The 11,807-nt window shown below is 59.8% G+C and carries 9 protein-coding genes and 1 pseudogene; 1 reads left to right on the top strand and 9 read right to left on the bottom strand.

All coding sequences use genetic code 11. The annotated features are described in order from the left end of the window. Nucleotides 1–10: 10 nt before the first annotated feature. The 7 genes from aroB to AC1RO5_RS16095 all read right to left on the bottom strand — a co-directional run bounded on the left by aroB (nucleotide 11) and on the right by AC1RO5_RS16095 (nucleotide 6,648). On the bottom strand, nucleotides 11–1,111 hold the full coding sequence (aroB, locus tag AC1RO5_RS16125) for a 3-dehydroquinate synthase (RefSeq protein WP_493176176.1): 1,101 nt from the start codon (nucleotides 1,109–1,111) through the stop codon (nucleotides 11–13). A 150-nt stretch (nucleotides 1,112–1,261) separates the two neighbouring features. Further along, nucleotides 1,262–1,780, bottom strand: coding sequence for a shikimate kinase AroK (gene aroK, locus AC1RO5_RS16120; protein ID WP_019581860.1), 519 nt, complete (start codon nucleotides 1,778–1,780; stop codon nucleotides 1,262–1,264). Nucleotides 1,781–1,784: 4 nt separating this feature from the next. Continuing rightward, nucleotides 1,785–3,860: a type IV pilus secretin PilQ gene (locus AC1RO5_RS16115; RefSeq protein WP_493176174.1), complete on the bottom strand. Its 2,076-nt coding sequence runs from the start codon at nucleotides 3,858–3,860 to the stop codon at nucleotides 1,785–1,787. A 13-nt stretch (nucleotides 3,861–3,873) separates the two neighbouring features. Continuing rightward, nucleotides 3,874–4,401 (bottom strand): pilus assembly protein PilP, encoded by a 528-nt coding sequence (locus AC1RO5_RS16110; protein WP_493176173.1) that lies wholly within the window; start codon nucleotides 4,399–4,401, stop codon nucleotides 3,874–3,876. Beyond that, nucleotides 4,398–5,021: a type 4a pilus biogenesis protein PilO gene (gene pilO / locus AC1RO5_RS16105; RefSeq protein WP_493176171.1), complete on the bottom strand. Its 624-nt coding sequence runs from the start codon at nucleotides 5,019–5,021 to the stop codon at nucleotides 4,398–4,400. The genes AC1RO5_RS16110 and pilO overlap by 4 nt, the downstream gene beginning before the upstream one ends. Beyond that, nucleotides 5,018–5,584 carry a PilN domain-containing protein gene (locus AC1RO5_RS16100; protein WP_493176169.1) on the bottom strand — a complete coding sequence of 189 codons (567 nt, stop codon included), beginning with the start codon at nucleotides 5,582–5,584 and terminating at the stop codon, nucleotides 5,018–5,020. The genes pilO and AC1RO5_RS16100 overlap by 4 nt, the downstream gene beginning before the upstream one ends. Next, nucleotides 5,584–6,648 (bottom strand): pilus assembly protein PilM, encoded by a 1,065-nt coding sequence (locus AC1RO5_RS16095; protein ID WP_493176167.1) that lies wholly within the window; start codon nucleotides 6,646–6,648, stop codon nucleotides 5,584–5,586. The genes AC1RO5_RS16100 and AC1RO5_RS16095 overlap by 1 nt, the downstream gene beginning before the upstream one ends. A 215-nt stretch (nucleotides 6,649–6,863) precedes the next feature. Between AC1RO5_RS16095 and AC1RO5_RS16090 the strand changes: the two genes are divergently transcribed. Further along, nucleotides 6,864–9,305, top strand: a complete 2,442-nt coding sequence (locus AC1RO5_RS16090) for a penicillin-binding protein 1A (protein WP_493176166.1) — start codon at nucleotides 6,864–6,866, stop codon at nucleotides 9,303–9,305. 251 nt (nucleotides 9,306–9,556) lie between these two features. Here the strand turns inward: AC1RO5_RS16090 and AC1RO5_RS16085 are convergent, their stop codons facing one another. Both AC1RO5_RS16085 and AC1RO5_RS16080 read right to left on the bottom strand, forming a co-directional pair. Then, complete coding sequence (locus tag AC1RO5_RS16085; protein WP_204123936.1) at nucleotides 9,557–10,825, bottom strand: malic enzyme-like NAD(P)-binding protein; 1,269 nt, start codon at nucleotides 10,823–10,825, stop codon at nucleotides 9,557–9,559. 183 nt (nucleotides 10,826–11,008) lie between these two features. After that, nucleotides 11,009–11,796: pseudogene (locus AC1RO5_RS16080) on the bottom strand (thermonuclease family protein). Nucleotides 11,797–11,807: the final 11 nt, after the last annotated feature.

Below are 11,807 nucleotides of genomic sequence, written 5' to 3'. Positions count from 1 at the left end.
CGGGATCTTATTAACCTTTAAGCTGAGCCAGGGCGCGGTAATCCGCTCCCAGCGTGGCCTGTAAAACCTCTTTCGGATAATCGTCGGTCACCACTGCTTCGCCCATGTGGCGCAGCAGCACCAGGCGCAAACGACCGTCGATCACTTTCTTGTCAATTGCCATGTGTTCGAGAAAATCGGCTTCGGTCATCTCTTCCGGCGGGATGACCGGCAGGCCGGCGCGCTGGAACAGGCGAATACCGCGATCACGCTCTTCTTCACTGATCCAGCCCAGACGCGCGGACATTTCCAGAGCCATCACGGTGCCAGCAGCGACCGCTTCACCATGCAACCAGACACCATAGCCCATATGGGTTTCGATCGCGTGGCCAAAGGTATGGCCCAGGTTCAACGTGGCACGCACGCCGGTCTCTTTCTCGTCGGCACCCACTACTGCAGCCTTGGCCGCGCAGGAACGTTCGATGGCGTAAGTCAGGGCGGTCTGGTCCAGGGCGCGCAGGCGATCGACATTTTCTTCGAGCCAGGTCAGGAACGGTTCGTCGCAGATGAGCCCGTACTTGATGACTTCCGCAAGCCCGGCAGACAGTTCGCGGGCCGGCAGGGTGTTGAGGGTGGCGGTATCGATCAGCACCACGTTGGGCTGATAGAAGGCGCCGACCATGTTCTTGCCCAGCGGATGATTGATCCCGGTCTTGCCGCCCACCGAAGAATCGACTTGCGACAGCAACGTGGTCGGCACCTGAATGAAATCGACGCCGCGCTGGTAGCAGGCCGCCGCAAAGCCGGCCATGTCACCGATCACGCCGCCACCAAGGGCAATCACCGTGGTGCGACGGTCGTGCCGAGCGGTCAGCAGGCCATCGAAAATCAGTTGCAGGGTTTCCCAGGTCTTGAAGGCTTCGCCGTCGGGCAACACCACGGAAATGACCGAGAACTGCGCCAGACTGCGGGTCAGACGCTCGAGGTAGAGCGGCGCGACGGTCTCGTTGGAGATGATCGCCACCTGCCGCCCGCGAATATGCGGGGCCAGCAGCTCAGGCCTATCCAACAAACCTTCGCCAATATGAATCGGGTAGCTGCGCTCGCCTAGATCGACCTTGAGTGTCTGCATGTGTCCCCACAGTGAAGATGGAATCAGGCGTCCTGCCTTGAGTTTACGAATTCCATGGCGTCTGCTGGTGTGACGCCGTCCGGTAGCCATCCGCCACAACCTTGAGCGGCTGCGACAAGACGCCGAGGATAGCGCATTTCGCCCCATGCATTAACGGGGCGGCAGCTGCTGCAAGCGTTCGAGAATATCGAGCACCACCATCCGCGGCGGCCGCTCATCGGTTTCCACCACCAGGTCGGCGATCTCCCGATACAGCGGGTCACGGATCGCCAGCAAGTCCCGCAGGGTCTTGGCCGGATCGGCGGTGCGCAACAATGGCCGATTGCGATCGCGAGCCGTTCGGCCCACTTGCTGCTCGACAGAGGCGTGCAGATAGACCACCCGACCACCGGCGTGCAGCGCCCGACGATTGGCTTCGCGCATCACTGCCCCACCACCGGTCGCCAGCACCACGCCGTCGGACGCGCACAGCTCGGCAATCATCGCCTGCTCGCGGTCGCGAAAGCCCGGTTCGCCTTCCTTATCGAAAATCCACGGGATATTGGCGCCCGTGCGCAATTCAATTTCCTTATCGGAATCTTTGAACGGCAGGCGCAGCTCTTTGGCCAGCAACCGGCCGATGGTGCTTTTTCCAGCCCCCATCGGTCCAACAAGAATCAAATTTCGCACAGAATCAATGACTCACAGCAATCGCCTGATTGTTCATGATACGCGGAGTGAGAAATACCAGCAGCTCGGATTTTTTCTCCGAAACCACGTCACGCCGGAAAAGGCGGCCAAGATACGGCACATCACCGAGAAATGGCACCTTATCTACAACCTTGCTCTGAGTATTTGAGAAAACCCCACCAATCACGATGGTCTCGCCGTCGTTGACCAATACCTTGGCGTTGACCTCGTTTTTCTTGATCGGCGGTACATCCTGCACTTTGTTCAGGTAGTCCGGTTCGTCCTTGGTGACCTTGACCTCCATGATGATGCGGTTGTCCGGAGTGATCTGCGGCGTCACTTCCAGGGACAGCGAGGCCTCCTTGAACGACACCGAAGTGGCGCCGCTGGAGCTGGCTTCCTGATAGGGAATTTCGGTGCCCTTGAGGATTTTCGCGGTTTCCTTGTCAGACGTGACCACCTTGGGCTGCGAGACGATTTCCCCGTTGCCGGTTTTCTCCATGGCCGTCAGCTCAAGGTCCAGCAGCACATTGTCGGTAATGAAGGCGATACCGATCCCCGAGGTGTTGGAGGAAGTCCCAAGGTCGACGAACGGCGAGTTGGTGCTGGTGCTGCCCGGCGTGCCGACGGTGGTCGAAGAGCCGTTGACCCCGGAGCCGTTCCAATTACCCTTCTGCACTGAACCGCCCCAGCGCACGCCAAGGCTTTTGTCGTAATCGACGTTGGCTTCGACGATGCGCGCCTCGATCATCACCTGACGCACCGGAATATCCAGTTGCGCAACGATGCGACGCAGCTCGTCGAGGCGGTCCTGAGTCTGGTAGGCAATGATGTTGTTGGTCCGCTCATCGACAGTGATTGAACCGCGCTCGTCGACTTTCGCCTCGGCGCTGGTCACCGACTGGAACAGCTTGGCGATATCGGCGGCCTTGGCGTAGTTGACCTGCAGCAGCTCGCGACGCAGAGGCGCCAGTTCGGCGATTTGTTTCTGCGACTCCAGCTCCTGACGCTCCCGGGCGGCGATTTCATCGGCCGGCGCCACCAACAGAACATTGCCGATCTTGCGTTTATCCAGGCCTTTGGTTTTCAGCACCAGGTCCAGCGCCTGATCCCACGGCACATTCTGCAGACGCAACGTGATGCCGCCCTGCACCGTGTCACTGGCCACCAGATTGAGGTTGGTAAAATCGGCGATCAGCTGCAGCACCGAACGCACATCAATGTCCTGGAAGTTCAGCGAGAGCTTTTCGCCGCTGTAGGCAAAACGTTCGGCGTTGCGCTTCTGCAAGTCATCGACAGTCATCGGCCGGATGCTGATGGTCAGTTTGTTATCGGTCTGATAGGTCGAATAATCGAAGGCGCCGCTGGGCTCGATGCTGATGATGGCCCGGTCGCCAGTAGCGCTGGCGTTGACGAACTGCACCGGGGTAGCGAAGTCCTTGACGTCGAGGCGTACGCGCAACCGTTCAGGCAATTGAGTCTTGGTGAAGCCGACGATGATCTTGCCATCCCGCTCCTGGATGTCCGGAGCGATGGACGGATCCGACAAATCGATAACCACATTGCCTTCACCCTGGGTGCCACGCTGGAAATCCACGCCACGAATGGCTTTGCCCACGGGAGCACTGGCTCTGGCGGGCGCGGGTACCGCAGTGGCCGCGCGCGGTGCGCTGGCAATCGGTTTGGACGCCTTGTTACCGGCCGCCTGCCCGACGACCACGAACAGGTTGTTGCCTTCGACGCGTGCGTTATACGGAGTCAGCTGAGTCAGACTGATGATCAGCCGTGTGCGGTCCTTGGCTTCCACCACCGTGGCGCTGCGGGCATTGCCGCTGCCCAGGTCTCGACTCTTGCTCGCCAGCTGGCTGGTAATCCCCGGCAAGTCCAGCGCAATCCGCGCAGGCTGCTCAGTCGTATAGCCATGAGGCTGCGGCGGCGGTCCGTCGAACGACAACTTCAGTTCGACACGGTCACCGGGCAACGCGGCGACATCCAGCGCTTTGAGGTTGGCCGCCTGTACCATCGGCGACAGAAACGCTATCCATAGCGAAATACCGAAGGTTGAGAAAATCCTGTTCATTGTTCGAGTTCCACTATGAGTGCTCTTTCAAAGGGATGGTCCGCGGCCGCTCCAGCCAGGCGCCTTCGCCATCGGGGACGATTTCGACCACATCGACTTGCGAACCGCTGATGGCGACGATCCGCCCATCGTTGCGCCCCAGGTAATCGCCGACTTTCAGCCGATGCACACCGCCCGCCCCGCGCAGCAGCGCAAAGGAGCCGGAGGCATTAGAGATTGTGCCGACCATTTCAAATTGCTCGATGTTGAAACCTTCGAGGTACTGCTTGACCCGGTTGGGGTCGGGCTTGACGTTACGCGAGCCATGCTTCTGGCCGGCCAGATCGACTCTGACCTGGCGGGAGAACGGGCTGCGCAGGCTGGCAGCGCTGTAGGTGAATGTCGGATAAGACTGGAATGTCGGCGTTGGTTCAATCTTGCCGGGCGCACGCAGGCGCACTTCGTTCAGGTAGCCGTCGATGTCGCTGAAACCATTGTCACCGCCGCAACCGGCCAGGACGATCAGGCACATAACCATCGACAGGCAACGAATCGGGCTCATTTCTGCAACCCCTTGTCGTTGTAGCGGTAGGTCTTGGCAAGGATGCTCATGCGCAATTTCGGACCGTCCTCGGGATTGGCCGGCACCAGGTCGAAATCATGCAGGGTAACGATCCGCGGCAACCCCGCCACTCCGCTGACGAACGTGGCCAAGTCGTGATAAGCGCCGGTGACGGTGATCTGGATAGGGAGTTCGATGTAGAACTGCTGGGTGACCTCCGGCAGCAGCTTGATCTCTTCAAACTCCAGGCCGCTGCCCAGGCCGGCGCGGGTGATATCCTCCAACAGACCGGGCACTTCGGTGTCGCTGGGCAGTTGCCGTAATAACATGCCGAAGGAGTTCTCCATTTCCTTCATCTGCTGGGTATACAGCTCCAGATTAGCCGCCATGTGGGCTTTGGTCGCGAACTGCTCCTTGAGCGTCGACTCCTCCTCACGCTTGAGTTCGAGGTGGCTTTGCAGGTCGCTGATCAGGAAGCTGTAGCCCAGGGCCAGCACCAGCACCATCAGCAGAACACTCGCCAGGACCTTGATCGCCCTTGGCCAGGAACCCATGTTGTTGGTGTCCAGATCGTTGATGTCGATCTGGCGCAACCCTTCGAGCCATTCGGACAGCCTCATTTAGCCACCCCCACAATTGCCGGCTGGGTCTGACGGACGGTCAGCTGAAAAATATTGGCCTGATCCAGCTGACCGGCGGTGGTCGCTTTGACTTCCGTGAGATTGGGCGCATCGAACCAGTCGGATGCATCTAAATTGCGCATCAAATCCGAAACACGATTGTTGGACTCCGCCGCGCCGGTGATGGACAAGGTCTTGCCGACCATTTTCACTTCGGTGAAGTACACGCCGTCCGGCAAGGTGCGCGCCAACTGATCGAAAATTCTCCCGCTGATCGGACGGTTGCCTTGCAGGTCTTGGATGATGCGCATGCGCTCGACGAGTTGCTGGCGACGAGCCTTCAGGTCGCTGATCTGTTTGATCCGTTCGTCGACCACGGCAATCTGCTTGGCGATGTAATCGTTACGCGCGACTTGTCGATCAATGGCGCCGTTAATGACCTGGTCCGTGATCAGCAACGCCCCCACCGACCCTGCCAGCACACCGACCAACGCCAGCAAAAAGCGTTTGCGACGCGCTTCGCGTAACTCTTCACGCCAGGGTAAAAGATTGATCCGCGCCATCAGTCGAAACTCCTGAGGGCCAGCCCGCAGGCGATCATCAGTGCCGGTGCATCGCTCGCCAGGGCACTGGCGTTGACCCTGTTGCTCAGGGTCATGTCGGAGAATGGATTGGCGACCTGCGTCGGCGTCCCCAGACGCTGCTCGATCAACCGGTCCAGCCCCGGGACCGAGGCAGTGCCGCCGGCCAGGAGAATGTGATCAACCGAGCTGTATTGGCCGGAGGCAAAGAAAAACTGCAATGAGCGCGATACTTGTTGCACCAACGCATCACGAAACGGCTGCAAGACCTCACTGACGTAATCGTCCGGCAAACCGCCCTGTTTCTTCGCCAACCCTGCCTGCTCGACCGTCAGGCCATAACGGCGCTGGATTTCTTCCGTCAGTTGTCGGCCGCCGAACAATTGTTCGCGGGTGTAGATGATCCGCCCATTGTTCAACACGCTCAGGGTGGTCATGGTGGCGCCGATATCGACCACCGCCACGGTCAGATGCTCCTGAGAGGCGGCCAGCTGGGTTGCCAGCAGGCCGAACGATCGCTCCAGGGCATAGGCTTCGACATCGACCACTCGCGCGGTCAGCCCGGCCAGAGCCAGGGCCGCTTCACGAACCTCGACGTTTTCCTTCCGACAGGCGGCCAGCAGTACATTGACCCGCTCGGGGTTGCGCACCGACGCGCCTTGCACTTCGAAGTCGATCGCCACTTCATCCAGCGGATACGGGATGTACTGATCGGCCTCGATCTTCAGCTGGTTTTCCATCTCGTCGTCGGAAAGACCAGCGTCCATCTCGATGGTCTTGGTGATCACCGCCGAACCGGCGACTGCCACCGCGACGTTCCTCTGGCTGGTTTTGGCCTTGAGCAGCACGCGCGCAAGGGCCTGCCCCACGCCTTCGAGCTCGGCGATATTTTTTTCGACCACGGCACTGGCGGGCAGTGGCTCGACCGCATAGGCCTCGACCCGATAACGGTCGCCTTGACGGCTTAACTCCAACAGCTTCACCGACGTAGAGCTGATGTCGATCCCCAGAAGCGCATTGGTTTTTTTATTGAAGAGTCCTAACACTACCAATTCCCTATGACTATCCGTGAGTTACGGACTCTGTAATATCCATTGCGTTCAATACCCCCCGTCTTGACAGAAGCGCAAATGACGCTCCCCGCGGAAAAATGCTTATAATGCCGAGCGTTTTTTCCGCTTTCACTGCAAGCGCGGGTCATTCTCTTTATAGCTTGAACCCTGATGCCTAATTCATTCTTTGCCCTGGATATCCAAAAGCCTTGATTCGTCTGCTGAAATTTTTCGGTTGGTCCATCGTCGCCGTTTTCTGCGGACTGCTCCTGGGTCTGAGCGGCGCTTTTCTTTACCTTAGCCCTGGATTGCCATCTGTGGAGGCTCTGAGAAGTATTCAGTTGCAGATTCCTTTGCGGGTGTACAGCAGCGACAACAAGTTGATCGCAGAGTTTGGCGAAATGCGCCGTACGCCGATCCGTTTCGCCGACATTCCCCCCAATTTCATTAATGCGTTACTAAGTGCTGAAGACGACAATTTCGCCAATCACTACGGCGTCGATCCCAGCAGCCTGATGCGTGCCGCCACCCAGCTGGTAAAGAGCGGACACATTCAGTCCGGCGGCAGCACCATCACCATGCAGGTGGCGAAGAACTTCTTCCTGAGCAGCGAACGCAGCTTCTCGCGCAAGACCACCGAAATCCTCCTGGCCCTGCAGATCGAACGGCAGCTGACCAAGGACGAGATCCTCGAGCTGTACGTCAACAAGATCTATCTGGGCAACCGTGCCTACGGCATCGAGGCGGCGGCGCAGGTCTATTACGGCAAGTCGATTCGTGATGTCAGCCTGGCGCAGATGGCGATGATCGCCGGTCTGCCAAAAGCCCCGTCGCGCTTCAACCCGCTGGCCAACCCGGCGCGCAGCAAGGAGCGTCGCGACTGGATCCTGGGGCGCATGCACAAGCTCGGCAAGATCACCGAAGCCGACTACAGCGCAGCGATCAACGAACCGCTGAACGCCAGTTACCATGTGCCGACCCCGGAAGTGAACGCACCGTACGTCGCCGAAATGGCCCGCGCCGAAATGGTCGGTCGCTATGGCAGCGATGCGTACACCGAAGGTTTCCGCGTCACCACTACGGTGCCGAGCGATTTGCAGGAAATGGCCAATAGCGCGGTTCACGAAGGCTTGATGACCTACGATCAACGCCACGGTTATCGCGGCCCCGAGTCACGCCTGCCGGGTAAAACCCGAGAGGCCTGGACCCTGGAGCTGACCAAGCAGCGGACCATCAGCAGCCTGGAACCGGCGATCGTGACCCAGGTCGACAAGAACGGCGTGCAAGTGCTGACCCGCACCGGCGAAGAACACGTTGCCTGGGACACCATGAAGTGGGCCCGTCCGTTCCTGAACACCAACAGCATGGGCGCCAATCCGAAGCAGCCGTCGGATGTCGCACAGGTCGGCGATCTGATTCGCGTACAACGCCAGCCAGACAATTCGCTCAAATTCAGCCAGATTCCACAGGCCCAGGGCGCACTGGTTTCCCTCGATCCACAGAACGGTGCCATTCGTTCGCTGGTCGGCGGTTTTGCCTTCGAGCAGAGCAACTACAACCGCGCCATGCAGGCCAAGCGTCAGCCGGGTTCGAGCTTCAAGCCATTCGTCTATAGCGCCGCCCTGGACAACGGCTACACCGCCGCCAGCCTGGTGAACGACGCACCGATCGTGTTCGTCGACGAGTACCTGGACAAGGTCTGGCGCCCGAAGAACGACACCAACACCTTCCTCGGCCCGATCCGCATGCGCGAAGCGCTCTACAAGTCGCGCAACCTGGTATCGATCCGCCTGCTGCAAGCGCTAGGCGTCGACCGCACCATCGACTACATCAGCAAGTTCGGCTTCAACAAGCAGGACCTGCCACGCAACCTGTCCCTGGCACTCGGCACCGCGACCCTGACACCAATGGAAATCGCCACCGGCTGGAGCACCTTCGCCAACGGCGGCTACAAGATTTCCCCGTACATCATCGACAAGATCGAAAGCCGCAACGGCGACACGCTGTTCGTTGCCAACCCGCCGAGCGTTCCGAAAGGCAACGTAGTCAGCGACGGTATTGCCGTGCCGGCCACCAATACCTTCACGGTCAACGCCATCCCAGGCGAAGCGCCGGGCGCCCAGCCAGTGTCACAAGCGCCAGCGGTGGCCGAACGTATCATCGATGGTCGTACCACCTACATCCTCAACAGCATGCTTGAGGACGTGATCAAACTCGGTACCGGCCGTCGCGCGCTGGCCTTGGGCCGCAGTGACATTGCAGGCAAGACCGGCACCACCAACGAATCCAAGGACGCCTGGTTCTCCGGCTACAACGCCGATTACGTGACCACCGTCTGGACCGGCTTCGACCAACCGGAAAGCCTCGGCAAACGCGAGTTCGGCGGCACCGTCGCCCTGCCGATCTGGATGAACTACATGGGCGCCGCCCTCAAAGGCAAGCCAGCCCATACCCAGCCGGAACCTGAAGGCATCCTTAGCCTGCGGGTCGACCCAGTCAGCGGTCGTGCAGCCACCCCAAGCACGCCAGGTGCCTACTTCGAGCTGTTCAAGGCCGAAGATACGCCGCCGTCGGTGAATGAGCTGGGTAACGGCAACGTACCGGGCAGCCCGCTGCCAGCAGACGAGGCGGCGCCGATCGATTTGTTCTGATCGCTGCAACACCAAAAAGCCCCGCCTTCGAAAGAAGTGCGGGGCTTTTTATTGCCTGCGGTTGATCGTTCCCACGCTTTGCGTGGGAATGCAGCCCGGGACGCTCCGCGTCCCTTTCGGGAACTGGAACGCAGAGCGTCCCTTGAGGCATTCCCACGCAGAGCGTGGGAACGATCAATACAAACCCCTCAGATACAAAAAAGCCCCGACTCAGAATGAGCCGGGGCCTTTGGTTGAAGCGCTACAACAGCTTAGCCATTGAACACATCATCCACGCTTTTCAGCGGGTAGTTCTTCGGATACGGCAGGGTCGCCACACCTGTCTCGATCGCAGCCTTGGCCACGGCATCGGAGATCACGGTGATCAGACGGGCATCCATTGGTTTCGGGATGATGTACTCACGACCGAATTCCAGCTTGATGCCGCCGTAGGCGTCGCACACTTCCTGAGGCACTGGCAGCTTGGCCAGTTCACGCAGGGCGTTGGCGGCAGCCACTTTCATTTCTTCGTTGATGCGCTTGGCGCGAACGTCCAGGGCACCACGGAAGATGAACGGGAAGCCCAGTACGTTGTTGACCTGGTTCGGGTAGTCCGAACGGCCGGTGGCCATGATCACGTCGTTGCGAGTGGCGTGTGCCAGCTCCGGGGAGATTTCCGGATCCGGGTTCGAGCACGCGAACACGATCGGGTTGGCCGCCATGGACTTCAGGCCTTCAGCGCTCAGCAGGTTCGGACCGGACAGGCCAACGAACACGTCAGCGCCTTCCAGCGCGTCAGCCAGGGTGCGCTTGTCGGTCGCGTGAGCGAACACAGCCTTGTACTGGTTCAGGTCGTCACGGCCGGAGTGGATCACACCGGTACGGTCAACCATGTAGATGTTTTCGATGTTGGCGCCCATGCTCACCAGCAATTTCATGCAGGAGATGGCGGCAGCACCGGCGCCCAGGCAGACGATCTTGGCTTCTGGCAGGGTTTTACCGGCGATTTCCAGGGCGTTGATCATGCCGGCAGCGGTCACGATCGCGGTACCGTGCTGGTCATCGTGGAATACCGGAATGTCGCACTGCTCGATCAGAGCGCGTTCGATCTCAAAGCATTCAGGTGCCTTGATGTCTTCCAGGTTGATGCCACCGAAGGTGATGGAGATGCGCTTGACGGTGTCGATGAAGGCTTGCGGGCTTTCGGAGTCGACTTCGATGTCGAACACGTCGATGCCGGCGAAGCGCTTGAACAGAACACCTTTACCTTCCATCACCGGCTTGGAAGCCAATGGACCGAGGTTACCCAGGCCCAGAATCGCGGTGCCATCGGAAATGACTGCAACCAGGTTGCCTTTGCCGGTGTATTTGTAGGCCAGTTCAGGATCGCGGGCGATTTCGCGTACTGGTTCGGCTACGCCGGGGCTGTAGGCCAGCGACAGATCGCGGGCGGTAGCAGTGGCCTTGGTGAGCTCGACACTCAGCTTCCCTGGACGAGGATTGGCGTGATATTCGAGAGCGGCAGTTTTCAAATCAGACATGTGGGCATTCCGCTTTTTACTGTTGGACAGACGGACCGCCGAGGATACGCGTGTCGCAAAGTCCCCACAAGACTGACCAGTCACCCCTGTCAAGCGCCCTGCCCTACGACTTTGGGCCAAGAGCCACGGAACACAAGGGATAGACTGTTCACAATCGACAGAGTAAATGTCTACAATTTTTTATTACGGTGCGACCTGCAACATCGCCGGATCGGTCAGCGGCAACAGCCAGCGCGCCTGTCCGGGCTTCAGCCCGCCACGGCGCGAACGATCCACGACCCAGCCACGAGCCTCGATTTGCTTGCCTATGAGCCTTTCAAGCGATGCGCCATCGAACTGGCCCAACATATTGGGTGCAACCCGCAATACAACTGAATCCTGCAACTCGATCCAAACTCCGCCACGATTGCGCTGAACCTTGCTCACACGGCCACTGAGCACGGCGAAGCCGGACGCGTTGATCTGCTCCGCTTTCAGTACAGGTGACTGTCGCCACAGCCCGAGGCCGGCCTGACGAGCACTGCGTTCCGCCGCCTGCTGGCAGCCGACCAAATCGACGTTCGGCGCTACAGCGACCTGAAAACCGAGACCTTCAGCCAGCATCTGCGCTTCGAGGTTGGCGCCATCGAGGCTGTAGACATGGGCCAGGGTGCGGCCGTAATGGTCCTTGCCTTCTTTACCCGGCAGCAAACCGACCCGTCCGTCGCTGGCGGCCACCAGGGCTTCCAGGCGTTTGCGCGCGGCCACGGCGAACGGCTCGTCGGACGACCCTGCTTGCCCAGCTCCGGCGTGTTCAAACCGATCATGCGCACACTGCGCCCGTCGCTCAGGCGCAAGGTGTCGCCATCCACCACCCGCTGCACCGCGACTGGCGTCAGCCCGCTCGGCGCCGGGCAGAAGGCCTGGGCAGCGGAAAGCCAAATCGCAGACATAAAAAAGGCGCCCGCGAGGGACGCCTTTTTCATCAGCATGGAAAAACCGT

Source organism: Pseudomonas sp. GW822-FHT02G04 (assembly GCF_058802085.1).
The sequence above is the reverse complement of the archived record's forward strand: the minus strand, read 5'-3'. Positions and strand labels throughout refer to the sequence as shown.

Excerpts from the sequence above, each read along its gene's own strand:
- aroB (WP_493176176.1), bottom strand. The coding sequence starts at position 1,111 with ATGCAGACACTCAAGGTCGATCTAGGCGAGCGCAGCTACCCGATTCAT.
- AC1RO5_RS16115 (WP_493176174.1), bottom strand. The coding sequence starts at position 3,860 with ATGAACAGGATTTTCTCAACCTTCGGTATTTCGCTATGGATAGCGTTT.
- AC1RO5_RS16110 (WP_493176173.1), bottom strand. The coding sequence starts at position 4,401 with ATGAGCCCGATTCGTTGCCTGTCGATGGTTATGTGCCTGATCGTCCTG.
- pilO (WP_493176171.1), bottom strand. The coding sequence starts at position 5,021 with ATGAGGCTGTCCGAATGGCTCGAAGGGTTGCGCCAGATCGACATCAAC.
- AC1RO5_RS16100 (WP_493176169.1), bottom strand. The coding sequence starts at position 5,584 with ATGGCGCGGATCAATCTTTTACCCTGGCGTGAAGAGTTACGCGAAGCG.
- AC1RO5_RS16085 (WP_204123936.1), bottom strand. The coding sequence starts at position 10,825 with ATGTCTGATTTGAAAACTGCCGCTCTCGAATATCACGCCAATCCTCGT.